The following is a 25,140-nucleotide window of genomic DNA, read 5'->3' as shown; positions in this document are numbered from 1 at the left end:
AGGCCGTAGATCGCCAGTGATTCTTTTTGGTTTGTGATTGAGTAGGGGTTCACATGCAGGGCACCAGAATTCGTCTTTTGGTTGGTGGAATATTGCTGGCTGTTGTCAGCAGCACTGTGCAAGCTGAAACACTCCAACCCGATCCCGCCTGGCAGCAGGGAAAACTCGATAACGGGTTTACCTGGCAGGTTTTGACAACTCCGCAGCGTCCAAGTGACCGCGTTGAAGTCCGCTTACTGGTGAATACCGGCTCTCTGGTGGAGACTACCCAGCAGGCAGGTTACAGCCACTTATTACCGCGTCTGGCCCTGGTGCACAACGCGAAGCTCGACCCTGCTCAGCAGCGCTCGCTGTGGCAGCAAAGTATCGACCCGGATCGCCCGCAGCCGCCGGCCATCACCTCTTATGACTTCACGCTTTATACCCTCAGCCTGCCCAACAACCGGCCTGAAGTGGTGAAAGAAGCGATGAACTGGCTGGCCGCCACCGTCGGCGATATGACCCTCAATGAACAGACGGTGAATGCCGCGCTGAGCGCTGAGGATCCTATCGCCACCTGGCCTGCTAACCCGCAGGACGTCTGGTGGCGTTACCGGCTGAAAGGTTCCACGCTGCTGGGCCACGATCCGGGTACGCCAGCCAATGCACCGGTCGACCTGGCCAAGCTGAACGACTTCTACAAACAGTGGTACACGCCAGACGCGATGACGCTGATGGTGGTGGGCAACGTAGACAGCCGTAGCCTGGCAGAGCAGATCAACAAAACGTTCTCCCCGCTGAAGGGCAAACGTGATACGCCATCGCCGATGCCAACGCTTTCGCCATTGCCGCCGCAGCCGATTAACCTGGTGAATAATAATCTGAGCCAGGATCGCCTGTCGCTGGTGTGGGATTCGCCATGGCAACCCATCCGCGATTCGCAGAATCTGCAGCGTTACTGGCAGAGCGACCTTGCCCGTGAAGCGTTGTTCTGGCACGTTCAGCATGTGCTGAGCAGCAGCAAGGCGCAGAAGGTTCAGGTCGGGTTTGACTGCCGTGTGCTTTACCAGCGCGCGCAGTGCGCTATCAATATGGATGCGGATAACGCGACCCTGCAAAATAATCTGAATCTGGTCGCGCGGGAGATGGTCAACATCCGCGATAACGGCCTGCCGCAGGAAGAGTTTGATGCGCTGATGGCGCAGAAGACAGCCGAGCTGAACAAGCTGTTTGCTACCTACGCCAGGACGGATACCGATGTGCTGATGAGCCAGCGTCTGCGATCGCAGCAAAACGCGGTGGTGGATATCGCCCCTGAACAGTATCAGAAACTGCGCCAGAGCTTCCTGTCGGGCCTGACTTTGCAGATGATGAATCAGGAGCTTCGTCAGCAGCTGTCACAGGATCTGACCATGATGCTGATGCAGCCGCAGGGCGAACCGGAAACCAACGTGCAGGGACTGGAAGAAAGCTGGAAGAAAATTATGGCACCTGTCCCGGAAGCGGCGGCAGCGGCTGTAGATGAAACCAAGCCTGAAGTCTCTGATATTCCGTCTTCGCAGAACTGATCCCGCCTCAGCCTGTATAAACCCGGTAGCCGCAAAGCTGCCGGGTTTTTCGTGTGAATCGGCCGAACACCTTCCAGCCAGATTTCCGGTGGCTCAACGATTTTCTACCAGACCCGCGCGCGCAGCCATTCATTGACCAGCATCGGCCAGCTTGCCAGCGGCAAATCTGCCACGTTGCGGATGCCAAACCCATGACCGCCTTTCTCGTAAAAATGCAGCTCGCTGGCGACTTTATGCTCCCGCAGTGCGCTGAACATCACCATGCTGTTGTTGATCGGCACTGACTCATCGTTCACCGCATGGATCAGCAAGGTTTGTGGCGTTTTCTCCGTCACGCGTGTTTCCATCGAGTAAGCGTCAATTTCCCGCTGGGTAGGATGTTCGCCGAGCAGATGCTGGCGACAGCCCTGATGCGCCAGGCCTTCACGCATACTGATCACCGGGTAAAGTAGCACCATCGCATCCGGGCGTGCCGTCAGCGAATCGGCGATATCCTGCACCGGATACAGTTTTTCGTCGAAGCGCGTGCCCACGCTGGCGGCCACGTACCCGCCGGCGGAGAAGCCCATCATCACAATACGCTTGCCGTTCAGACCCCGTGCCGCACGGTGGCGCAGAACGCGGACCGCACGCTGAGCATCCGACAGTGGCGCATCAGCCGCCTCATGATGGCCGTCCTGGGGGAAGCGATAGGTCATGACCGCCAGCGTATAGCCCATGGCGGTGAAGAACATTGCCAGCGCGCTGCCTTCTTTATCAATCATGATCTTTTCGAAGCCGCCACCCGGCGCAACCAGCAGCGTCACGCCGTTGGACTCTTCCGGATACCAGAAAGCCAGTTCCGGATTGCGCACGCCGCTGGCGGCACGATCGTAAGGTTCGTACTCTTTGGCTAAATCGACAATTTGCGGGCTGACTCTGGAATCGCTGGCACCGGGAGCCTCGCCGTGAGGCCAGATATTAATAATTTCGGTTTTCATAGGCGCTCCTGTTTTTCATTATTTTAGTATAGGCGAGCCCGGCGGGAGAATAGGGGGTTCGGCTGTATTTAAACAAACATTGCCAATTAATTGATCAAGCGTCCAGCCTTCCTCACGCTTTTGAGAAAGTTTCAGACTATGCCCAGAAAAGCCCGTGATGACGTATTTGTATGATGCTATCTGATTGTTTTAAAACAGGTAGATTACCGAAGGTTTGCATCAAGGATCGCTATTAAGCGGGTTTGGGTTAATTATCATAATATTCAGTTTATTATCTTTTCATTGGCCGCAGGCTGGTCCTGAATTAGGAATTGACTCATTCAGTCTTCTTACGGATCTGGCCAGTTAATAATTTGACTTAATAGTCAGACATTAAATAAAGGGTGGCGTTAATGATGACTTTCCTCCGCACAGAAAAAAGCCCCGCAAATGCGAGGCTCTGATGAGGGCACTGCTGAACAGCAAGCGGTTACTCCGGCATGGCCGAGCGGGGAATGATTGCACCACGATGCTGGATCACTGTGCTGGCGGTCAGATGGCCGCGCTTAGCTGCGTCCTCTGCACGTCCACCGCTCAGACGCACCGCAAGGTAGCCAGCGCTGAAGGAATCCCCGGCGGCAGTGGTATCGACCACGCTACTGGCCGGAAGCCTGACGGCAGGAACGTCCAGTAACGACCCGTCTGCCAGAGAAACCAGGCAGGAGTCCGCTCCGCGCTTGATTACAATCTCGCTCACGCCAGCGGCGCGGGTACGGGCGATCACATCTTCTACCGGCGCTTCGCCCCATAGCAGGGTTTCATCGTCCAGCGTCAGGAAGGCAATGTCCGTGCAGGCCAGCATCACCTGATAAGCCGCCTGAGTGACTTCAGCTGAAGGCCACAGACGCGGGCGATAGTTGTTATCAAAGATGACTTTGCCGCCGTTGCGTCGGCAGGTGGTCAGCAACGCCATCAGTTTTTCCCGGCTCTGCGGGCTGAGGATCGCCAGGCTGATGCCGCTAAGGTAAAGGTAATCAAAGTGGGCTAACTGCTGGCAGATTTCCTCGGCGCGATCCCCTTCCAGCCAGAAACGGGCCGCGGCATCGTTGCGCCAGTAATAAAAAGTCCGTTCGCCTTGCGCATCGGTTTCGATGACGTACAGACCGGGCAATTTATTGTCCATCTTCTGGATCAGGGCGGTCTGCACCTGCTCCTGCTGCCAGGCAGCGATCATTTCATTGCTGAAGCTGTCTGTGCCCAGCGCAGTGACGTAGTCCACGCTTAGCTGCTCTGCAGCCACCTGGCGGGCAATGTAAACCGCCGTGTTCAGCGTATCCCCGCCAAAACCCCGGGTCAGGTCGGTGGCTTTCTGCGAAAGCTCAATCATGCACTCGCCGATCACGGCAATTTTTTTCTGCGTCATGGTAGTCAGCTCATCCCCTAAATTTGCACCAGTTTCGCCGCGCAGGCTCGTGTAGTCAATATTTTAAAACGCTGTTTTATTTTTTTTAAGGTCAGGGAAACAGCGTGAAAACAGACTAAAAGGCCTCTGTTTCCGCCATTGTATCCACAGGATTGCGGGAAAACAGGCGGGCGTATTCAGCGCCAGGCGCGATAAAGTTCTCCGTCAGAGTGCCGATATCAGTCTGGCGGGAGATCCGTTCTCCGGACGGTCTCATCATAATAAAGGATCAATCTCATGGTGCTGAACGACCTCAGTCACCGGCTTCCTCTCTCAAATGGTGTTACAGAGCAACAAGATGAGCGTCTGTACTGGCAGGAGTGCCAGCGCATCTATACGTTTCAGCCCATCTACCGGGTGACCGGCAGTTTGATGGCCATTGAGTTGCTCACGGCGGTATTTCATCCCTCCGCGCCGGGGCAGAGGTTATCACCGGAGACCTACTTTGCAGCGCTTGAGATCCCTCAACGGTTGCACATTGTTACCGAGCAGCTGGAGCTGCTGGCGCAGTGGGAAACGAAATTCACCTCCAGCGGCACCGTGGCCTCCGTCAACATTGATGGACCGACACTGCTGGAACTCCAACACCATGCGGCTATCCGTCAGCTGGTTGCACGCTGCCCGTGGGTGCGCTTTGAGCTGGTAGAACACCATGTGCTGCCGCAGGAAGAGATTGTTGCGCAGATGCCTGAGCTTGGCCCGCTGTGGCTGGATGACTTCGGCTGTGGCATGGCGAACTTCTCGGCGCTGACCGAACTGAAGTACGAGTACATCAAAATGGCCCGTGAGCTGTTTATCATGCTCAGAGAATCAGAAGAGGGTCGTCATCTCTTTACGATGTTGCTGGCCCTGATTAATCGCTACTGCAAAGGGGTGATTGTGGAAGGCGTGGAAACGCTTGAAGAGTGGAATCAGGTGAAAAACTCACCCGCTTATGCCGCTCAGGGGTACTTTTTTGCCCGTCCGATGCCTTTTGACCAGCTTGAATCCCTGCCGCTGCAGCTGATCTGATCCCGTTTCCTCTGCTCTGGACTATCTTTACTGAAGGCCGAAGCGAGCAAGGAGACCGGGTATGTCGCGAACGGGAAAAATAATTAGCTGGATTGTCGGGATTTTTTTGTTGCTGGTGATAGCGGTGGCGATCATCATTGCGACCTTTGACTGGAACCGACTCAAACCCACCCTCAACCAGAAAGTGTCGACGGAATTGAACCGTCCATTCGCCATTCGCGGTGATTTGGGCGTGGCGTGGGAACGCAATCGTGATGAACCAGGCTGGCGCAGTTGGGTGCCATGGCCGCACGTTCATGCCGAAGATATTCTGCTGGGCAATCCGCCCGAAATCCCTGATGTCACCATGGTGCATCTGCAACGCGTGGACGCCACTCTGGCTCCGCTGGCGTTGCTTGGCAAAGAAGTCTATATCCCGTGGATCAAGCTGACGCAGCCTGATGCCAGACTGATCCAGACGGCGGATAAAAAGAATAACTGGACCTTCAATCTGGCGGGCAGTGACAACCCCGATCCTAATCAACCGCCTTCTGCGTGGACGTTCCGCCTCGATAACATCATGTTTGATCGCGGACAGATTGCCTACCGTGACGCCATCAATAAAGCCGATATTAAGGTCACTGTAGACCCACTCGGCAAGCCGGTGCCTTATGTTCAGGTGGCGGGAAGTAAAGAGGATAAAAGCCGGCAGGGTGCCTCTGATTTCGTCTTTGGCTGGAAGGCTTCCGGTACCTATAACAACGAGAAGCTGACCGGTGAGGGTAAAATTGGCGGCATGCTGTCGCTGCGCAGTAAAACCAATCCTTTCCCTCTTCAGGCCGATGTGCGCAACGGCACCACGCGTGTGCAGGTTGCCGGTACGCTGGAGGACCCGCTGAACCTTGGCGGACTGGATATCCGGCTGCGTTTCGCCGGGGATACGCTGGCTAATCTCTATGGTCTGACCGGCATTCTGCTGCCTGATACGCCGCCCTATGAAACCGACGGGCATTTGATCGCCCGCTTCCAGGAGAAGGGTGGCCCGGTGTTCCGTTACGAAAATTTTAACGGCCACATTGGCGACAGCGATATTCACGGCTCACTGACCTACACCCAGGGCAAACCTCGTCCGAAGCTTGCGGGCTCTCTGGAATCGAAACAGCTGAGAATGGCGGATTTAGGGCCACTGATTGGGGTGAATTCGGGTAAAGGCAGTGAAAAAACCGAACAGGCGAAAGCGAAGCGCGGCGATGCCACCACTCAGCCTGCCGATCGGGTATTACCGCACGACAAATTCGACACCAAAAGTTGGGGAGCCATGGACGCTGATGTGAAATTCAGCGGCAAGAAAATTGAGCACAGTAACTCGCTACCGCTCAGCGATCTCTACACGCATCTGGTGTTGAAAAACGGTGATATCCTGCTGGATCCTCTGCGCTTCGGCGTGGCTGGCGGCAACCTGAACTCTACCATTCATCTGGAAGGTGACCACACACCGATGCGAGCCCGTGCCGATCTGCACGCCCGTAACCTGAAGCTGAAACAGCTGTTCCCAGACGTGGCATCGATGCAAAGCAGCATGGGGCAGATGAACGGCGATGCCACGCTGAGTGGCAACGGCAACTCGGTGGCCGATATTCTGGCTACCAGCAACGGTGAGCTGAAGATGCTGATGAATGATGGGGTGATCAGCCGCAGCCTGATGGAAATCGTCGGCCTGAACGTCGGTAACTACATTGTTGGTAAGCTGTTTGGCGATGATGACGTCCGCATCAATTGCGCGGCGGCAGATCTGAAAGTCACTAATGGTTTAGCCTCGACCAAACTGTTCGTCTTCGACACGGAGAATGCGGTGATTAACATCTCAGGAACCACCAACTTCGCCAACGAGCGGATGGATTTATCGATCGATCCTGAGAGTAAGGGCATCCGTATTATCACCTTACGCTCGCCGTTGTATGTGAAGGGGACGTTCAAAAATCCAGACGCTGGCGTGAAGGCCGGCCCACTGATTGCGCGGGGTGCTGCGGCTGTGGCATTGGGGGCAGTTGTTGCTCCTGCCGCTGCCCTGCTGGCGCTGATTTCGCCAAGCGACAACGAGCAAAATCAGTGTACCAATGTGCTGCAAGAGATGAAGAGCAAGAAATAATCCTCGGGGGACGGGCTACCTCGCCCGTTCCTTTAACGGATTTGTGGAGATAAAAAAAAACCGGCCGAAGCCGGTTTTTTTATGCCTGAATCATGCTTAGTCGTACAGCGAGTCGTGGCGGGTTTCTTTGCTGGCAATCAGCGCCAGCAGTGTCAGACAGGCCATGGCTGCCAGATACATCCCCACGTAAAACAGACCGTAAGTATGGGCTAACCAGGTCGCGATATAGGGGGCAACAGAGGCACCCAGAATCGACGACAGGTTATAAGAGAATGACGCCCCGGTGTAACGCACTTCAGTCGGGAACAGCTCAGGCAGCAGTGCGCCCATCGGGCCAAAGGTCAGCCCCATGATGCTCAGACCCAGCAGCAGGAACAGCATCACCAGCAGCTGATTGCCCGATCCTAACATTGACGGGAACAGCAGCGAGAAGGCGATAATCATCAGCGTAATCACGATCATGGTTTTGCGGCGACCGAAGCGGTCTGCCAGCAGGCCGGCAATCGGCACCATCACACCAAAACCGATGACTGCCAGCATCAGCATCCACAGCATGGTATTGCGTGGTAAGCCAAGGCCGCCCGGCGCTGGCGTGGTGCCGTAAGACATCGAATAAACCGTCATGATATAGAACAGCGTGTAGGTCGCCAGCATGATAAAGGTGCCGATAACTGTCGCCTTCAAATGCTTAGACAGCAGCGTACCAATCGGCATTTTGACCTGCTTTTTCTCTTTCTTCACCTTGGCGAAGACCGGCGATTCGTGCAGCGAGATACGCACGTAAAGCCCAACCAGCACCAGCACGGCAGAGAGGATAAACGGCACGCGCCAGCCCCACTGCATGAACTGATCGTCGGTCAGCAGCCAGGACAGTAACAGGAAGGTGCCGTTGGCAAAGAAGAAGCCAATCGGTGCGCCAAGCTGGGGGAACGAGCCATAAAGGGCACGTTTCTTCGCCGGGGCATTTTCCGTCGCCAACAGCGCAGCACCGCCCCATTCACCCCCCAGGCCAAGACCCTGGCCGAAGCGCGCCAGCGCCAGCAGCAACGGGGCAAAGACGCCAATGGTTTCATAGCCCGGCAGCAGGCCGATTACCACGGTTGAGATCCCCATGGTCAGCAGCGAGGCGACCAGCGTGGCTTTACGGCCCACACGGTCACCAAAGTGGCCGAAGACGGCAGAGCCAATCGGGCGCGCCACAAAGGCGATAGCGAAGGTCGCCAGCGACTGCAGCGTGGCCACGGTGGCATCACCTTGTGGGAAGAAGATATGCGGGAAGACGATGACCGCAGCGGTAGCATAGATATAGAAATCGAAAAATTCGATAGCGGTGCCGACCAGCGAAGCGACCATCACTTTACCGCGAGAATTTACGGGCGTGGGGTCGTTTTCGGCGTCGAGCGTTGGGGCGATGGAGGCTTGCATAGCAGTTTCTTATTTGTAAAACATGTTAAAGAATCTTACGCACAGCGACGGCGGCATTCAATGGCGAAAACCGCGCCAGCACGGGCTTTCTGCGTGGAAAAGAGGATCATGCGTGAGAGTGGATAATTGCCGGGGGATGGCAACGCCAAACGCCCGTTTTCTGGCAATAACCACTAAGAAACGGCCAATAAAAAGTAGTGGGTCAGCGTTAAATGCTGGCTTTTGCGCAAATATTGTCCGGTAAACCAGATTTATGACTGACTTTGCCAGCTGTTACGCACAGCTTCCGCGCCGACACAGCTTGTTACAGTGTCGGGGGAGAAAGACGGCTTAGGGCGATCGTCCTATTTTATCGTCGCATTCACCTGCTTCAGCATCCAGGGATAGAACGGATTGGAGGACTGACGCATTAGCGAATCAAGACTGATTATTAACACTGAGCGTTCTCCTCGCGGCGTCATTGAGCCAAAACTCACGCCAAACTCATTCGGATGTTCCGGTGTTCGTCCGTACAAGGAATCCGTTAACGGGAAAGGGAGCGCTACATGGGAAAGCGAATAGACATCTGCCGGGTAATTTAGCCCAAGCGGCGTGACTTCGGTAATGGTACTGCCTGCTGGCGTGGTTTTCGCCACTTCGACATTACTCTCCGCAGTGGCATTAGTGACAAGCGTAGTGGTATAAGCGCGAGGCGGTGGGGGCAAAAGGTGTTCCGCCGCCTGCCTGGCGCTGGTGCGCATCAGTGGGGAGAGTTGCACCGACTGGTTGATATCAAACAGCACCAGCTCGCTGCCATTCGCAGGCAGAAGATTGTACAAAGCTCTGACCACGGCTGGCGTGCTGACCGTGTTATCAGCCACCGACTGAAAAGTCAGCACCGGCGGCAGTTTATTCAACCGCTGGCTGGCCTGCTCGCGGTGCAGTTGGCTCTGCAAGGCGCTGGTCAGCAGCCAGGACTGGCGCGCCGCTTTTACCGGGAAAGAGTTGTATTTGAACGGATTGAATTCCGGCAAAATGCTCAGCCACGCGGAGCGGGCAAACGCCGGGAAGATGGACGGAATACCTGCCAGCCCGGCATAACGAGCATAGCTGCTGACGCCAATCATCGGGGAGATCAGGATCAACCGATCGGGAGCAGGCAGAGCCGGGTCTTCTAACGCATCCAGGGCATATTTCATCGCCAGCGCACCCCCGTTTGAGAAGCCTACAATATGCAACGGGGCCCCTTGTGGGATGCGTTTTTTGGCTTCCCTTACCGCCAGCCTGGTCGCCGCCATCCAGTCTTTCCATTCCACGCTGGTCAGTGCCGCAGGCACCGTGCCATGTCCCGGTAAACGGATCGCCAGCGCGAGATAGCCATGCTGCTGATAGTCTTCAGCAAAATGGCGCAGGCTGTAGGGTGAGTCGGTCAGGCCGTGTAGCAGCACCACCGCACCACGCGGCGTGCCCTGCGGCGTCATGATGTAGGAGCGGTTCCAGTCGGTAGCAAAATTCTCCGGATAGACCGGGCTGTGCTCTGCATAGCGGTTATAGGTTTCCGGGTTGTCGTCCGCCAGCTTGTCGCTGACGTTAGTTTTGATCCCGGCGAAGATTTTCTGCTCATTGCTCAGATAGCCCGCCCAGTCACTGTGATCCAGCTGGCTGTCGCTCAGCTCTTCCGGAACCCAGGTGTGCCACAATTCCAGATCGGGTCCTCGCTCCGTGAGCGCCACGCGCAATCCCAGCAAGACGATCAGCAGGATAACCGTCAGTGTCGCCACGCGTTTAATCCAGATTTTAGTCCGATAAAGCATTGTTACGCTGTCCTTCTGCCTGAGTCTCCGCTGCAAGTATAGAGCCGATCGGGCCGCAAGTGCGCCAGGGTTTCAGTCATGTCTTAAGGGGAATTACCCCATTGTTGATTAATGGTTTAAGAAAAAATAAACGGATAATTACGCCGTGTTATTACTTATCATAATGATTTTTATTATTATTTTTTTAATTATCTTCAGATAAGGCCGGGTTTTTTTGCCGTTTACATCGGGATAAAGCTGGCCTATAGTGGCGGCGAATCACACAATGGAGCCCAAAATTGGACAGTCACCCCTTAAGTAACATCTTAATCTGGTAAGCCAACTCCTTTGTTTGCTTGCCGAAAACCGGCGGGCAATGTTTCACCTCCTTTCAAGGTCGTAGCATCCCCCTGACTTGCAGTAATCAGGTCCAGTCAATACTGGGCGCGGAAGGGCTATGCTTACGATCGTCGATCTTCTGCAGTGCCGCTTAACGTCTTTTTCTTATTAAGGATTTTTTGATGAAAGAACCTCCGACCAGCAATGGGCGAAGGCGGCCGCACGGCAGAAGGGGGATAAACACTCACTGATCTCCTCCCTTCCAGCTGTTCCTGCCTTCGTCCCGATCCGTACACATTCTGATGACTCCTCATGCGCAGGAGAGATTCCCCGCGCCTGATTAAAAAAAAGAAAGGATCTGGCAGATGAAAATGAACAATGCCAACTTGAAAATTGCCCGCGAACTGGCGATTGCCAGCGCAGCCAAACAGAGCCTGGACAGCACGCTGGCCAGAATGCACACCCACCGTCATGGCCTCACTCAGGAAGAAGCCGCAGAGCGCCTGGCCCATTATGGCAAAAACCAGGTCGCGAACGAGAAAGCCCCCCATGCGCTTCGCCAACTTTTGCAGGCTTTTAACAATCCCTTTATCTGGGTGCTGATGCTGCTGGCAGGCATCAGCTTTGTGACCGACTACCTCTTGCCGACCCGCAAAGGTGAAGAGACCGACCTGACCGGCGTGCTGATTATGCTGATGATGGTGATGCTGAGCGGGTTGCTGCGCTTCTGGCAGGAATACCGCACCAATAAAGCGGCGGAAGCCCTGAAGTCGATGGTTCGCACCACGGCAACGGTGATCCGCCGGAACAGCGCTTCGGCTCAGCCTGTCCGAAGTGAAATTGCCCTGCATGACGTGGTGCCAGGTGACATTATCTTCCTGTCGGCTGGCGATATGATCCCGGCTGATGTCCGGCTGCTCTCCTCCAGAGATTTATTTGTCAGCCAGGCGGCACTCAGCGGGGAAGCCATTCCGATTGAGAAATATGATGCGATGGCTGACATCTCGGCGAAAACGGTTGCTGGTAGCACCGGGGACGCTGATTTGCTGTCGATGCCTGGCATTTGCCTGATGGGCACTAACGTTGCCAGCGGCACGGCAACCGCGGTGGTAGTGGCAACAGGCAGCGAAACCTGGTTTGGCTCGCTGGCTAAATCTGTGGTGGGCAACCGCCCGCAAACCGCGTTCGACCGTGGCGTGAACAGCGTCAGCTGGCTGCTGATCCGCTTTATGCTGGTGATGGTGCCGATTGTATTGTTTATCAATGGCTTTACTAAGGGTGACTGGTCAGATGCCCTGATGTTTGCGCTGGCGGTGGCCGTCGGTCTGACACCGGAAATGCTGCCGATGATCGTCAGCTCTAACCTGGCGAAAGGGGCGATTGCCCTGTCCCGCCGCAAAGTGGTGGTGAAACGGCTGAATGCCATCCAGAACTTTGGCGCCATGGACGTGCTGTGCACCGATAAAACCGGCACGCTGACCCAGGATCGCATCATCCTGGAACAGCATCTGGATGCCAATGGCCGCAACAACGACAAAGTGCTGCAACTGGCCTGGCTGAACAGCCGTCACCAGAGCGGCATCAAAAACCTGATGGACAAAGCCATCCTCAGTTTCAGCCAGGGAAACCGGGCTGTCGCCGGACTTTGGCGTTACCGCAAAATTGATGAGCTGCCGTTCGATTTTGAACGCCGCCGTCTGTCCGTGGTGGTGGCAGATGAGCAAAATAATCAACAGCTGATCTGCAAAGGCGCGGTGGATGAAATGCTGGCTGTAGGAAGCTGGTGGCTGGATGGCGGTGAAAAACGTCCGCTGGATGACGCGGCACGCCAGCAGTGGCGTCAGCAGGCAGAAGAGTGGAATCAGCAGGGCTTCCGCGTGTTGATGCTTGGCGAACGCGAGCTGGGAGAACATCCGCTTATCCTGCCGCTGAGCAAAGAGGATGAGCGTGAGCTGACGATTTGCGGGCTGTTAACCTTCCTCGATCCGCCAAAGGAGAGTGCCGGTGAAGCGATTGCCGCGCTGCAGGAAAGTGGTGTAGCGGTGAAGGTGTTGACTGGCGATAACGCGATCGTCACCAGCAAAATTTGCCGTGAAGTCGGCCTGCAGCCGGGTGAACCGCTGTGCGGCAGTGAGATTGCCTGCCTCAGTGATGATGAGCTCTATCCGCTGGTGGAAGCGCGGACCGTCTTTTGCCGCCTGACGCCTCAGCAGAAATCCAGGGTCCTTAAGGCGCTGCAATATAATGGCCACACTGTCGGTTTCCTCGGCGATGGGATCAATGATGCCCCAGCGCTGCGGGATGCCGATATCGGTATTTCGGTGGATACCGCCACCGACATTGCCAAAGAGTCAGCGGATATTATTCTGCTGGAAAAAAACCTGAGGGTGCTGGAACAGGGCGTGATTAAAGGCCGGGAAACTTTCGGCAATATCATCAAGTACCTGAACATGACCGCCAGCTCTAACTTTGGCAACGTGTTTTCCGTGTTGGTCGCCAGCGCCTTTATCCCGTTTTTACCGATGCTGGCCATTCATCTGCTGATCCAGAACCTGATGTATGACCTGTCTCAACTGGCGCTGCCGTGGGACAAAATGGACAAAGAGTTTCTGCGCAAACCGCGCAAATGGGACGCGAAAAACATCGGCCGGTTCATGCTGTGGATGGGACCAACGTCTTCGCTGTTTGATATCACTACTTTTGTGATCATGTGGCATGTGTTCGCCGCTAACAGCGTTGAGCATCAGGCGCTGTTCCAGTCCGGCTGGTTTATCGAAGGGCTGCTGTCGCAAACGCTGGTGGTGCATATGCTGCGCACGCAGAAAATACCGTTTGTTCAAAGCCGCGCTGCGCTGCCAGTGATGCTGGCTACCGGTCTGGTGATGGCGTTAGGAATTTATATTCCGTTCTCACCGCTGGGGAATGCGGTTGGCCTGGTGCCGCTGCCCTGGTCTTACTTCCCATGGCTGGTTGCCACGCTGTTTGGTTACTGCGTGGTGGCTCAGGCGATGAAACGCGTCTACATCCGTCGCTTCGGCCAGTGGTTCTGAGGAGAAACTGATGAAATATGCCAACGTCGTCACTACTATCGTGCTGTTCTTTGTCGGGCTGCTGATTTTCTCCAGCGGACTGTTGATGATCCTCAGCGCATAAAGCCAGTCAGGGCGGATCGCCGATCCGCCCTGACGTTTTCCCCACCTTTCAGACCTTCACAAACCGCAGATAAATAAAGCGGATCACAAAGTATTCAATCGCCCCCAGCAGCAAAAACCACAGGCAAAACACCAACGTATACAGCTGGCCGACATCACTGAGGTGGAACATCGCCATCAGGCGATAAGTCAGGCTCAGACCAAACCACGGCGCGGGCAACAGCAGGGCGGAGAGCATGCCCAGCATCAGGGTGCTCATCGGCATTAAAAAGGTCAAAAACGGGTTATTCATGGGGCTTCCAGTCTGGTCAGTGGCCGCCATTTTCCAGCAATATGGCTTCTGGTTCAATCCTTACACCGCCAGCCGCGTGGCGCTGGCTTATCGCCGCAGCATTTCTGGCGTGGAAACGGGCAAGGTTTACCGGGTCTGGTAAGTCTGAAGAAGGCGAATACCCTCGCCTCCACCATTTTCTATCGATAAATTACCCGTCATTTCCGCCCGCTTTCTCCCGCCACTTCGCCTGCTATTCCCCCAAACCCTTCAGGGTTGTGACCGTTAACACAGTAATTCTTTTAGCCTTTTTGATTAAAAATTTACCGCGAAATTAGCATTCGTTAAAAAGTATAGCCAAGGCTATACTCAAATCCCTGATTTTGTTGTCTTTTTTTTTGCAAAACCCCGTGGTAGGATGCGTTTCTTGTTAAGCACCCGCGCTTATTTTTTCGCCGGGACCTCTGTTTTTGATGCCTGAGCGCGTCCGGGGTCCTCAAACCGGTATAACCACAATGAACATGTACGCAACAATGATTCTGGCCTTTGGCATGTCGATGGATGCGTTCGCTGCCGCCATCGGAAAAGGTGCCAGTCTGCATCGCCCTTCAGTGAAAGAGGCGCTACGCACCGGCCTGATTTTTGGCGTGATTGAAGCGCTGACCCCGCTGATTGGGTGGGCGATTGGGATTGCCGCCAGTCGTTATGTCATGCAGTGGGATCATTGGGTCGCCTTTACGCTGTTGTTTGTGCTGGGCGCCCGTATGATTTGGGAAGGCTTACGTAAAAAAGAGTCGGTTGAAGAAGCGCCCCAGAGCCACAGCTTCATGCTGCTGGCCACCACTGCGGTGGCTACCAGCCTCGATGCTATGGCTGTGGGCGTTGGTCTGGCTTTCCTGCAGGTAGACATTGTGACCACTGCGCTGGCTATTGGCGCGTCCACCATGGTGATGGCTTCTGCCGGGATTTTACTCGGTCGCTTCCTTGGCCCGGTGATGGGGAAATGGGCGGAAATTTTTGGTGGCGTGGTGTTGATTGGTATCGGTAGCAGCATTCTGGTGGAACATTTAGACCTTTTTGCCTGATTTACCTCGCTTTTCCTCCCTTTCTTTCGGCGGGCTTCGGCCCGCTTGTTTCGCTTTCGTGTAAGGTTGTCTTTGCCTGTTAAAGATCAATTTTGTGATCTGGTTCAAATATATTTGCCTGAAAAACGCGCTTCTTGTATACTTTTTTTGCGTTTTACTAACAAAAGTTGAATCAGGTAATCCAAATGAAAAAATTATTTAAGCGCGTGTTGCACAGCTATGTTGAAGCCTTCAAACACGTGCCGCCAGGTGCCATGTCTTAATGGTTCCGGCCAGATACCCTCGATAGCCTCGGTCAGGGACAGACCGTTGGTTATCACTTCCTTCTTTATTGCACACTCCTAAATACCTCTTCAATCCCGCGGACAAACTCCCTGAAGCGTTCTGATACGTGGCCGGGCAACCTTTCTATTCCTGTTCCACTCCCTGCGTATTCGACTCTCTTCACCGTGATCTGTCTCTATCCTAACGGATGAGGAATTCAGCATGACAACGTTAAACCACAAAGTGGCTGGATAAACGGCCGGGTTATCGTGCTAATGGCGGGATGGTCTGATTTATTTCCCCTGATTACCTGAATTCACCTTACACTCAACAAGTAGCTTATTACTGCTCAGTGTGAGGTCATCTGGCCTCACTTGTTTTCGACGGATTGAACCCGACTTGTCTCAAAGAATTGTATGAAAAGAAGGTGTTAATAGATGGAATTTAAAGACTATTACGCGCTGCTGGAGGTTGAACCTACGGCAGATTTGAACACCATTAAAACGTCATATCGTCGGCTGGCGCGAAAGTACCATCCCGATGTCAGCACCGAAGCGAATGCCGAAACCAAGTTTAAAGAGATGGCGGAAGCCTACGAAGTGCTGAAGGACAGCGACAAGCGGGCTGAATACGATCATCTTCGCTTACACCGCGACGATCCTCGTTTCTCGCAGTCCGCATCAGATTTTGGTGGCGGCTTCAGTCAACATTCTCAGGGTAATACCGGTGACTATTCTGACTTCTTCGAATCCATTTTTGGCCGTCAGGGCGGGGGATTCCAGGGGCAGACGAGACGTCATCCACCAAGAAGAGGTCAGGATTTGGAAATGGAAGTGCCGATGTTCCTCGAAGAGACGCTAACCGGCGACAGCCGCAACGTCTCCTTCACCCTGCCGGTTCTGGATGAGTTTGGTCGCCAGACGGATGAAATAGCGAAAACCCTGAAGGTGAAAATCCCGGCTGGCGTAGTGGATGGTGAGCGTATTCGCCTGAAAGGCCAGGGCGTGGCAGGCAGCCAGGGTGCGGCTAACGGCGATCTGTATCTGGTGATCCGCGTGGCTCCGCATCCGCTGTTTGAAGTGGATGGGCAGAATCTGCAGATTGTGGTGCCGCTTGCACCATGGGAAGCCGCGCTGGGCGCCACGATTCAGGTGCCAACATTAACCGGGAAAATAGCGCTGACTATTCCTGCTGGCAGCCAGAACGGCCAGCGGATGAGGATCAAAGGCAAAGGCCTGGTCAGCAAAAAAGGCAGCGGCGATCTCTATGCCATTCTGAAAGTGGTGATGCCGGGCAAAGCCGACGAGCAAACTGCTGCCCTGTGGCGTGAGTTAGCGGAGAAGGCCGCCTTCGAGCCGCGCTCAGCATGGGAGAACGCATGATGACCGAACATGTTCGCTATACCGTGATTGAGATCTGTCGCTCGGTGGATATTTCCCCCGAAGAGCTGACCGAAGTGGTGGGACTCGGGGTGATTACGCCAGTGGAAGCGACGCCCAGTTGGATTTTCGATTATCACGCGTTGCGCAGTTTACGCAAGGCACGGCAACTTCAGAGTGAGCTTGAGCTGGAGTGGGCGGGAATTGCTATGGCGTTGACGCTGATGGAGAAAGTGGAACATCTGGAGAAAGAGAACGCGCATTTGAGGCGACAGCTGGAGCGGATGCTGCACACGATTTGACTCTCTGCGCCGCCAGGCTGAGAGCGGCTCTCCGGCAACGCTGGCAGTAAGCGTTATTCAGGGCCGGGGTTTCCCGGCCTTGATGGCCGCCTTAATCCTGGCTTTGATACTCATCCAACGTGGCATTCTGGCAGGCTTGCTGATTCTGGCGAGCTTCATTTTTCTGGTCTGCATTCAGGTTCATCCAGGCCGCGATCACGGTTCTGGCTTCATCCTCATCAAACTCTGGCTTCTCCTGTGCGGAAGGAGACTGACCGCGTGCGTCCAGCGCTTTCAACTTCGCAATGTAGCTGTCTACGGACTCACTGGTCTTTTCCTGGGTAACCACAGTACAAAGATTCGCGATATAGCCCTGAGCCGGATCATCAGAGTCGTCTGCGGCATGCGCCGCGCCGGTTGCTGCCAGAATGGCGAGCAGCATAACTACTTTTTTCATACCTGCTCCTTGTGAAAGGGTGAAGTTAACGCATCTTCCACCAGGCAGCCTTTGAATTGCAACTGTTTCAGCTTTCCCCTCAAGGGGATAATCCCCTTGAGGGTTGCGATTACTGACGTATTTTGCGGGCTTTTAGACGTTTATAACCAGCGAGTTAACCAGCCTATCTGCTCCTTAACGGCGTTCTGGAAGTGTAGGCCGTTGTACAGGTCATAATGTTTCGCCCCTTCTTCAATATGCAGCCTTTTCTCTGAGGCACCAACCGCATCAAATAGCGCCAAGGCTTGCTCTGGGGGATTGACCGTATCGCAACCTGCAACAACAACCAGTGTGGGGCAAATGACACTTTTTGCAGATTCGGCAGGTTTGTAATTCAGCGTCTCACGCACGGTGAGGAAGGGGATTTTGATATCCATTGCCGGGAAATCCACTTTGTGGCTGTCGAAAAAGGCTTTTGATTCTTCATCGTTCAGCACGCGGGTAATGGCAACAAACATCTCTTTACCGGTAGCAGCCTGCTTGTCGGCCATTTTATTCAGGGTTTTGATAAAGCCCTCTTTCTCTTCCACAGTCATTTTGCCGGTAACAATTTTTTCCCCATCGGCAAAGGCTAACTGACTCACCACACAGCGAATATCTGGATTATTCGCTGCTGCAGCCATCACATGGCAGCCACCGAAAGAGGTTCCCCAGAGAGCGATACGCTGGTCATCAACCTCTGGTAATGACTGGCACCAGGAAACCACCTTCAGGATATCTTCAATCTGCATTGCCGGAACCAGACGACCCCGTTCACCGCCGCTGGCACCAAAGCCCCGGTAATCAAAGGTGATAGCGGTGAAACCTGCCTCTGCAAAAGCTTGAGCAAATTGTGGCAGCAAAATCGCCTGAATACCGCAAAAGCCGTGGCAGAGAACAATGGTTGGAGCGGAAGAGGAACACCCGGAGGAATAAACGGTGGCAGCGATTTCGCCAGGGACAATAAAACGTTTGGTTTGCATACTAACTCCTTGTTGCAGAGAGTAGGGACAAAGAATTAGTCCCAGTCATTCATGTTTTAATGCGTGTTTAAAGTAGCAAATGACGGCTGATTTAGGGGAGATAAGGCAGGGGGGAGAACGTTAAATGTTCTTTTTGGTGATGCAGATCAATTATGGTCAGTCGGTGAGAGAGAATAACGCAGCTGACCGTTCCGGCCAGCCGCGGTTCAGGCCGTTATCAGGACTGAATAAGCTCTCTTACCCAGGCGATAATCTCCGCGTCTTTACCCTGCTCAAACAGACAATGCTGGAAGCGTTTGCCGCCAACGGCGGTTTTCACCAGTTCAGGATCGATAGCCCGCAGCGTATCAAGGTAGCTTTCCTTCATCACCGCGCTTTTCACCTGATTCAGAATGCCTGCGTTACGCACCTGAGGCTCTTTACGATCCAGAGGATATCCTTCGCCTTTGCGGCCGGTGAAGGCCTTCTCAAAGATATAACGGACGTTCAGCTCAGCTCCCCAACCAAAGCCTTTGGCAAAAGGTAAAGACAACGCGTTGCCGTTGTTGATCTGAGCAAACAGGAAGGCATCAGCCGGGTCGATACAGTAACCGCACACCACGCCTGGGTGGATGTTCAGCGACATCATCGCGCCCTGGCCCGTGCCGCAACCCGTCACAACGAAGTCCACCGCTTTGGCATTCAACAGGATACTGGCCATGATCCCTAAGTGAATGTAGGTCAGTTGGTGATCCTGATCGTCCTGCATACCCACGTTATAGACAGCATCTTTGTTGTCTGCGGCTACCGCTTCAAGCTGAGCTAACACCAGGGCATTTTTCCCCGCCTGGCTGTTTTCCATCATCAGTGCAATATTCATGTTCACTCCCGTTTAAAGGCATATTCGTTTAAAAAGGTAGAAGGGACTAGCGTGCAAGCCAGCCGCCATCTACCGCAAGGGTGTATCCGTTAACGTAGTCAGAAGCTTTGGAAGCGAGGAAAACGACCGGGCCCATCAGGTCCTGAGCGTCTCCCCAGCGCCCAGCCGGAATGCGGTTAAGAATGTCTTTGTTGCGCGTCTGGTCATCGCGTAACTGCTGGGTGTTATTGGTAGCGATATAGCCCGGCGCCAGCGCGTTGACGTTGATGCCATGCTTCGCCCATTCATTGGCGAGTTCGCGGGTCAGGCCCATTACTGCGCTTTTCGACGCGGTGTAAGAAGGCACCCGAATGCCACCCTGGAAGGAGAGCAGGGAAGCGATATTAATGATTTTCCCGCCGCGGCCTTGTTTAACGAACTGACGGGCGACAAGCTGTGACAAAAAGAACAGCGTCTTGATGTTCACATTCATCACGTCGTCCCAGTCTTGCTCGCTGAAGTCCAGCGCTTCCTCACGGCGGATAATCCCGGCATTGTTGACCAGAATATCGATCTGCCCCATCTCGCCCACCGCACGTTCAACCAGCGAAGAGAGCTGATCCTGTTTGCCCAGATCGGCTTTCAGGCTCAGAAAACGTCGACCCAATGCCGTGACTTCAGTGGCGGTATCTGTGGGTTCACTGCGGTTAATCGCCACAATGTCGCAACCAGCTTGCGCCAGACCTACGGCCATGCTTTTCCCCAGGCCGGTATTGCATCCGGTGACCACAGCCACCTTGCCGTGCAGAGAAAAATCGTTAAGGATCATGCTGTTTTCCTTCTTCTACAGATAGACATGCAGGTATTCCACCAGGCATAAAATCGCCATCGCCTGGCCATAAGGCATCGACGTCAGCGGCACCTGGCGATAGTAATCAAGGTCTTTACCCATCGCGGTGCCGAAAGAGACCTGAGTGAGTTCACCCTCAGCATTGATGTGCTTAATCAGTCCTTTCAGCGCCTTTTCTGCCACGGCAATATAGCGGTCATCGGCATAGTGGCAGCGTGCGGCTTTCAACATGCCGAAGGCAAAGCCAGCGGTAGCAGAGGCCTCAAGATAGGAGTTCGGATCGTCCAGCAGCGTGTGCCACAGCCCGCTCTGATGTTGGCATTTCTCCAGCGCAGCCAGCTGGCTGGCAAGAACCTGCTGAAGATAACGGCGGGTAGCGTCTTTCTCAGGCAGGTCCAGCAGCTCAAGGAATTCCGGGATGACAATCGTCAGCCAGCTGTTACCCCGCGCCCAGCGGGCATTGGCAAAGTTGTGGTGGCCGTCAAAAGTCCAGCCGTGGAACCATAGCCCGCTCTGGCGATCCATCAGATGCTGGGTATGCACCATAAACTGGTATTTCGCTTCTTCGATGTACTCCGGGCGGTTCAGCAGCTTGCCAATTTTCGCCAGCGGCAGCACGGTCATCATCAGCGTGTCGTCCCACAGCTGCTGGTGATTCTCTTCGGCCAGCGTAATGTGTTGCAGGCCACCGCAGTCGGTACGCGGCATCTTGTGCATAATCCAGTCGGCCCAGCTTTCGAGATAAGGCAGCCAGCGCGGGTCTTTGCTCTCTTCATAGCGATAAGCCAGCGTCAGGAACGGGCAAACCGTATTGACGTTCCGCGTGGTAGAGCCTTCGGCAAAGCGGTCGCTGAACCAGTCATCAACGATCGCCCGCAGACGGTCATCGCCGGTCTGGCGGTAATATTGATGGATACCGTACAGCCCAATGCCGTGCGTCCACTCCCATCCGGCCCAGCCTTTGGTGTCAATGACCCGTCCGTCATCCAGTCTTAACAGGAACTCGCCGGAGTCATCAGTAATGTTCACCAGGTTATCCACCAACTTATTGATCAGCTGATGTAACTCCTTGCTGGAGATAAAGCGGTCCGGCTGGCGGAGCAGTTCGCTGTGCTTTACGGGATAAACCAACATATTTTTGTCCTCTCAGGTTCAGGGATGACGGGTTAACTGACTGGCGACAGGTTCCACCAGAGGCGTATCGGGCAGCGGTGCTACGGCCGGTTTATTGCGGTTGAGGTAGCCAATATTGTTGTTGCCCCACAGCGCTTCATACGGCAGTCCGGCCAGCATCTCGACAGTAGCCCGTGCCTGAGGCGTGATATTGCCCGGCACCACATTGCCTGCCGCCCGCATTTTCTCGGTCTCTTCACGCAGCGTCTGATGCGTTGCCAGGTTCAGCTTAAAGCGCAGCGAGATAAAGAAGCCGATACACAGCATGACCAGCGTGCCGCCGCAAAGGATCGCCAGAATGGCGTGGCTGACCGTCGACGTTTGTGCACTGCTTCCGGTCACAAACCCGGAAAGCTGCATCAGAATGCCGACCAACATCACCGCGCCAGCCTGGGAGGCTTTGCGGGTCAGGGTCATAATCCCGGCGAAGATCCCTTCACGGCGTTGCCCGGTGATCACTTCGTCCACGTCCGAAATGTAGGTATAGATATTCCACGGCACGTAGTTAATGCCGCCACGACCCAGCCCGGCAAGCGCCGAAACCAGCAGCAGCAGAGAGAACACGTCGCTCAGGCCGGTGTAATACAGCACGCCGTAGGAGAGGGCGCTCAGCCCGAACAGCACCACGACGATGCGATAAGAAGGAGCCGGGCCAAAACGGATGCACAGCGGGATCATGCCCATCACGGCGATAAACTGCATGATGGCCATGGCGCCCATCAGGTTGGAGGCCATGCTGGCGCTTTGCATCAGCACGAACACCACGTAATAAGTGAACACCGCATTAAACACGTCCTGCGCGATATAGCCGCCGAGATACATACCAAGATGCTGGCGGAAAATGCGCACCCGAAGCGTTGAGGTCAGTTCAATCTTCAGCCGTGACAGGCTTTGTCCCAGCGTCAGTTTCTGCTGTTCGGCTTCCAGCGCGGCGGCGGATTTTTTCTCAGCCGGTCGTTCCCAGGTGTTAAACCACACCAGCGTCAACACGATGGCGCAGATCACCGAGAACACCAGGCTTGAATAGAAGAAGGAGATGACGTTGTCTTTGCCGAAGTAGCTCAGCAGCAGGCCCGGCAGGAAAGCGGCCAGAATGGCTGACAGCTGCGCCAGCGCAATTCGCGCCCCAGAGAATTTGGTTTTCTCTTTAAAATCATCGGTCATTTCCGGTACTAAGGTTTCGTAAGGCACCAGAATCGAGGTGTAGACCACTTCAAACACCAGATAGGTCATCAGGTAGTAGACGTAAGTCATATCGCCTACCCACATCAGGCTGTAGGTGAAGACCAACGGAATGCCGGTGAGGATAAAGAATTTGCGGCGACCAAAGCGTTTGCCCAGCCAGGTCGAGCCGAAATGGTCGGTCAGATAACCCATCAATGGGCTGACCACGGCGTCCAGCACTCTGGCCATGGCAAAAATGGAGGTTGCTTCAATCGGGCTTAGCCCGCAGAAGGTGGTGTAGAAATAGAGCAGCCAGGCAGAGGTTAGCGCCATGGTGCCTGCGCCGAGGAAATCACCTGACCCATAGGCTAAATAATTTAGCGTTCCTGGTTTACGTATTGTCATAGTGCCCATCCTGATTAGCCAACTTACATGCCCGGCTGATGTCGGGGATGAGCTAACTTAAAACCAGCGCGATCGGAAAACCTTTGCGATTTTGCCAGGAGTGGCCGTTTTATGACAGTGAGAAGAAGAAACCGGACACCGATCTCACCAATTTAATAAAATGCCGTTTCATTTTTATTGAATTGCAGTCTCACTTGTTCCTTTTTTCCGCGTTTTGGCTTCTTTGCGCTTCTTTACGCGTCACCTCCGCTAAGCGACTTTTTTATCCACTATGGTTAATCCTTGTTTATGCTGATTTTCTCTTCTTCTTTTGCGCATTTTATAAGGATCAAACTTGTGTCTGACATCTTTCGTGGTCTGGTTCTTTCCAGCCTTGTGACCGTTTTCTCTGCCTCTGCGGCGGAGACCACGCCGAAATATGGGCCGGAACTGCAGGGGTTTGATATCCCCTATCCTGTGCAGAAATTCGACTTCACCTCTCAGGGCCAGCCTTTAAGCATGGGTTACATTGACGTGAAGCCAAAAGGCACGGCTAACGGCCGCACGGCGGTACTGATGCACGGCAAAAACTTTTGTGGCGTGACCTGGCAGGATTCGATAGAAGCGTTAAGCCACGCGGGTTACCGGGTGATTGCACCGGATCAGATTGGGTTTTGTACCTCCAGCAAACCCGCCCATTATCAGTACAGCTTCCAGCAGCTGGCGCTGAACACGGAAAACCTGCTGAACAAGCTGCATATCGACAAAGTGACGCTGGTGGGCCATTCGACCGGCGGAATGCTGGCAACCCGTTTTGCCTTGATGTACCCACAGGAAGTGCAGAAGCTGGTGCTGGTGAATCCGATAGGCCTGGAAGACTGGAAAGCGAAGGGCGTGCCGTGGCGCAGCGTGGATGACTGGTATCAGCGTGAGCTGAAAACTTCTGCAGCCAGCATCAAAAAGTATGAGCTGAACACCTATTATGTTGGCCGCTGGAAGCCGGAGTACGATCGTTGGGTGACGATGCTGGCCGGATTAAATAACGGGCCGGGCAAAAAGAGTGTCGCCTGGAACTCGGCGCTGCTGTACGACATGATTTTCACTCAGCCGGTTTACTACGAGTTTAAGGATCTGAAAATGCCGACCACGTTGATGATTGGCACGTCAGACACCACCGCGATAGGCAGCGATATTGCGCCGCCAGAGGTGAAAGCGAAAATCGGGCAGTACAATGAACTGGGCAAGCAGGTGGCTGCTTTAATCCCGCACTCAACGCTGATCGAGTTCCCGGGAATGGGGCACGCGCCACAGATGGAAGAGCCCGCGAAGTTTAATCAGGCGCTGATCAAAAACCTGCATCAGCCTTAACGGCACTGCGAGGTGCAGGCTTGCAGACAGGCCTGCATTTGCGAAGAGCACCCGCTGTCATCGTTACGTTGACACTGGCTGTCCTGCACGTAGCACTTTTGCTGGCAGAGGCTGACATCGCATCTTGCAGCAACGGGGGTGGCGATCATATCTTGCTTGGGCGGCACCAAAGGCAGTTGCGAGAGTTGCGAACAGGCTGTACCGGAGAATGTCAGCGCCAGCAGAGCGATAAGTCCAGTCATTTTCATCTCAGTTTCCCCAGAAAAAAAAGTGCAAAAGTGGTTTATAAAATCATAGATAGCCCGGGGGAAAATGCGAACGCTACAAGGCTGATATGCGACACAGGCATGATCGAATTCGCCGGTGACAATGCTTGCAACATCGGGACTGTATTATGATTAGCTGCAGGGCTCCTTTGTTGAAAAGGAGCGGAACAAAGCCCGGTCTGTTGGTGAAAAAAAACGTGCATATGGCGTAGCGAAGATCAGCATTCATGCTGTGTTACTGGAACGCTTTACGGTCGCAGGCTAATAAACTATACCCACCAGTAACCACCATTACCTTGACGTAGTGGTTACTGGTGGGTATGATTTCAGGCGCTGATAGAAAAGGGAGATTTTTATTGAGTAGCCGGGAGCTCATGACACTGTTGAAACAAAACGGATGGGTTTTAGACAGAGTGAAAGGAAGCCATCACGTCTTCGTTAAAGTGGAAAAGGCGCACCATATAACGCTGCCTCACCCTGAGAAAGACGTCGCGAGAGGGACACTTCACGACATTCTCAAAAATATGTAACCAAAGCGGCGTGCTCTGCGCGCCCTTTTACGCA

At 54.2% G+C, this 25,140-nt stretch carries 24 protein-coding genes; 11 read left to right on the top strand and 13 right to left on the bottom strand.

The features are described from left to right. Nucleotides 1-53: 53 nt before the first annotated feature. Nucleotides 54-1,547: a M16 family metallopeptidase gene (locus WCC56_RS01190; RefSeq protein WP_424690611.1), complete on the top strand. Its 1,494-nt coding sequence runs from the start codon at nt 54-56 to the stop codon at nt 1,545-1,547. 104 nt (nt 1,548-1,651) lie between these two features. Here the strand turns inward: WCC56_RS01190 and WCC56_RS01185 are convergent, their stop codons facing one another. The 3 genes from WCC56_RS01185 to WCC56_RS01175 form a co-directional block, all read right to left on the bottom strand. Next, complete coding sequence (locus WCC56_RS01185) at nt 1,652-2,527, bottom strand: alpha/beta hydrolase (RefSeq protein ID WP_424690610.1); 876 nt, start codon at nt 2,525-2,527, stop codon at nt 1,652-1,654. 469 nt (nt 2,528-2,996) lie between these two features. Further along, nucleotides 2,997-3,929: a sugar kinase gene (locus WCC56_RS01180; RefSeq protein ID WP_424690609.1), complete on the bottom strand. Its 933-nt coding sequence runs from the start codon at nt 3,927-3,929 to the stop codon at nt 2,997-2,999. Nucleotides 3,930-4,044: 115 nt separating this feature from the next. Next, the gene (locus tag WCC56_RS01175; protein WP_424690608.1) at nt 4,045-4,188 is read right to left on the bottom strand and encodes a hypothetical protein; all 144 of its coding nucleotides are present in this window, start codon (nt 4,186-4,188) and stop codon (nt 4,045-4,047) included. Nucleotides 4,189-4,205: 17 nt separating this feature from the next. Here WCC56_RS01175 and pdeH point away from each other — a divergent pair, with 17 nt between their 5' ends. Further along, nucleotides 4,206-4,979, top strand: coding sequence for a cyclic-guanylate-specific phosphodiesterase (gene pdeH, locus WCC56_RS01170; protein ID WP_424690607.1), 774 nt, complete (start codon nt 4,206-4,208; stop codon nt 4,977-4,979). A gap of 61 nt (nt 4,980-5,040) precedes the next feature. Next, nucleotides 5,041-7,107: an AsmA family protein gene (locus tag WCC56_RS01165; RefSeq protein WP_424690606.1), complete on the top strand. Its 2,067-nt coding sequence runs from the start codon at nt 5,041-5,043 to the stop codon at nt 7,105-7,107. A 96-nt stretch (nt 7,108-7,203) separates the two neighbouring features. On the opposite strand, the gene WCC56_RS01160 is transcribed toward WCC56_RS01165, so the two are convergent. Together WCC56_RS01160 and WCC56_RS01155 are read right to left on the bottom strand one after the other, a co-directional pair. Continuing rightward, a complete protein-coding gene (locus WCC56_RS01160) occupies nt 7,204-8,532 on the bottom strand; it encodes an MFS transporter (RefSeq protein ID WP_424690605.1) in 1,329 nt (442 codons plus the stop codon). 344 nt (nt 8,533-8,876) lie between these two features. Further along, on the bottom strand, nt 8,877-10,325 hold the full coding sequence (locus WCC56_RS01155) for an alpha/beta hydrolase (RefSeq protein ID WP_424690604.1): 1,449 nt from the start codon (nt 10,323-10,325) through the stop codon (nt 8,877-8,879). A gap of 683 nt (nt 10,326-11,008) precedes the next feature. On the opposite strand from WCC56_RS01155, the gene mgtA reads away from it, so the two are divergent. Beyond that, entirely contained in the window at nt 11,009-13,693 is a 2,685-nt protein-coding gene (gene mgtA, locus WCC56_RS01150) for a magnesium-translocating P-type ATPase (RefSeq protein ID WP_424690603.1), read from the top strand. A gap of 151 nt (nt 13,694-13,844) precedes the next feature. Here the strand turns inward: mgtA and WCC56_RS01145 are convergent, their stop codons facing one another. Beyond that, nucleotides 13,845-14,087: a DUF1158 family protein gene (locus WCC56_RS01145; RefSeq protein ID WP_424690602.1), complete on the bottom strand. Its 243-nt coding sequence runs from the start codon at nt 14,085-14,087 to the stop codon at nt 13,845-13,847. Here WCC56_RS01145 and WCC56_RS01140 point away from each other — a divergent pair. From WCC56_RS01140 to WCC56_RS01120, 5 genes are all read left to right on the top strand, one after another. Then, the gene (locus WCC56_RS01140) at nt 14,086-14,229 is read left to right on the top strand and encodes a hypothetical protein (RefSeq protein WP_424690601.1); all 144 of its coding nucleotides are present in this window, start codon (nt 14,086-14,088) and stop codon (nt 14,227-14,229) included. The genes WCC56_RS01145 and WCC56_RS01140 overlap by 2 nt on opposite strands. 352 nt (nt 14,230-14,581) lie before the next feature. Beyond that, a complete protein-coding gene (gene mntP, locus WCC56_RS01135; protein WP_424690600.1) occupies nt 14,582-15,151 on the top strand; it encodes a manganese efflux pump MntP in 570 nt (189 codons plus the stop codon). A gap of 185 nt (nt 15,152-15,336) precedes the next feature. Continuing rightward, entirely contained in the window at nt 15,337-15,414 is a 78-nt protein-coding gene (gene azuC, locus WCC56_RS01130) for a stress response protein AzuC (protein WP_424690627.1), read from the top strand. A 438-nt stretch (nt 15,415-15,852) separates the two neighbouring features. Beyond that, nucleotides 15,853-16,797 carry a curved DNA-binding protein gene (gene cbpA / locus WCC56_RS01125; protein ID WP_424690599.1) on the top strand — a complete coding sequence of 315 codons (945 nt, stop codon included), beginning with the start codon at nt 15,853-15,855 and terminating at the stop codon, nt 16,795-16,797. Next, nucleotides 16,797-17,096, top strand: coding sequence for a chaperone modulator CbpM (locus tag WCC56_RS01120; RefSeq protein WP_424690626.1), 300 nt, complete (start codon nt 16,797-16,799; stop codon nt 17,094-17,096). The genes cbpA and WCC56_RS01120 overlap by 1 nt, the downstream gene beginning before the upstream one ends. Before the next feature lie 91 nt (nt 17,097-17,187). On the opposite strand, the gene WCC56_RS01115 is transcribed toward WCC56_RS01120, so the two are convergent. From WCC56_RS01115 to WCC56_RS01090, 6 genes are all read right to left on the bottom strand, one after another. After that, a complete protein-coding gene (locus WCC56_RS01115) occupies nt 17,188-17,532 on the bottom strand; it encodes a hypothetical protein (protein WP_424690598.1) in 345 nt (114 codons plus the stop codon). 140 nt (nt 17,533-17,672) lie between these two features. Beyond that, nucleotides 17,673-18,533: a UilS family quorum-quenching N-acyl-homoserine lactonase gene (gene uilS / locus WCC56_RS01110; protein ID WP_424690597.1), complete on the bottom strand. Its 861-nt coding sequence runs from the start codon at nt 18,531-18,533 to the stop codon at nt 17,673-17,675. A gap of 217 nt (nt 18,534-18,750) precedes the next feature. Continuing rightward, nucleotides 18,751-19,392, bottom strand: a complete 642-nt coding sequence (locus WCC56_RS01105) for an RpiB/LacA/LacB family sugar-phosphate isomerase (RefSeq protein ID WP_424690596.1) — start codon at nt 19,390-19,392, stop codon at nt 18,751-18,753. A gap of 46 nt (nt 19,393-19,438) precedes the next feature. Then, a complete protein-coding gene (kduD, locus tag WCC56_RS01100) occupies nt 19,439-20,200 on the bottom strand; it encodes a 2-dehydro-3-deoxy-D-gluconate 5-dehydrogenase KduD (RefSeq protein WP_424690595.1) in 762 nt (253 codons plus the stop codon). Nucleotides 20,201-20,215: 15 nt separating this feature from the next. Then, the gene (locus WCC56_RS01095; protein ID WP_424690594.1) at nt 20,216-21,355 is read right to left on the bottom strand and encodes a glycoside hydrolase family 88/105 protein; all 1,140 of its coding nucleotides are present in this window, start codon (nt 21,353-21,355) and stop codon (nt 20,216-20,218) included. Nucleotides 21,356-21,373: 18 nt separating this feature from the next. Then, nucleotides 21,374-22,963, bottom strand: coding sequence for an MFS transporter (locus tag WCC56_RS01090; RefSeq protein ID WP_424690593.1), 1,590 nt, complete (start codon nt 22,961-22,963; stop codon nt 21,374-21,376). Nucleotides 22,964-23,299: 336 nt separating this feature from the next. On the opposite strand from WCC56_RS01090, the gene WCC56_RS01085 reads away from it, so the two are divergent. Then, nucleotides 23,300-24,310, top strand: a complete 1,011-nt coding sequence (locus tag WCC56_RS01085) for an alpha/beta fold hydrolase (RefSeq protein ID WP_424690592.1) — start codon at nt 23,300-23,302, stop codon at nt 24,308-24,310. Here the strand turns inward: WCC56_RS01085 and WCC56_RS01080 are convergent. Then, complete coding sequence (locus tag WCC56_RS01080; RefSeq protein ID WP_424690591.1) at nt 24,307-24,558, bottom strand: hypothetical protein; 252 nt, start codon at nt 24,556-24,558, stop codon at nt 24,307-24,309. The genes WCC56_RS01085 and WCC56_RS01080 overlap by 4 nt on opposite strands. Nucleotides 24,559-24,896: 338 nt before the next feature. Here WCC56_RS01080 and WCC56_RS01075 point away from each other — a divergent pair, with 338 nt between their 5' ends. Beyond that, nucleotides 24,897-25,106 (top strand): type II toxin-antitoxin system HicA family toxin, encoded by a 210-nt coding sequence (locus WCC56_RS01075; RefSeq protein WP_424690590.1) that lies wholly within the window; start codon nt 24,897-24,899, stop codon nt 25,104-25,106. Nucleotides 25,107-25,140: the final 34 nt, after the last annotated feature.

Source organism: Erwinia sp., assembly GCF_049696395.1.
In the GTDB taxonomy this organism is placed as follows: Bacteria; Pseudomonadota; Gammaproteobacteria; order Enterobacterales; family Enterobacteriaceae; genus Erwinia.
Note: the sequence above shows the minus strand (reverse complement) of the source record. Positions and strands in the feature narration are given on the sequence as shown.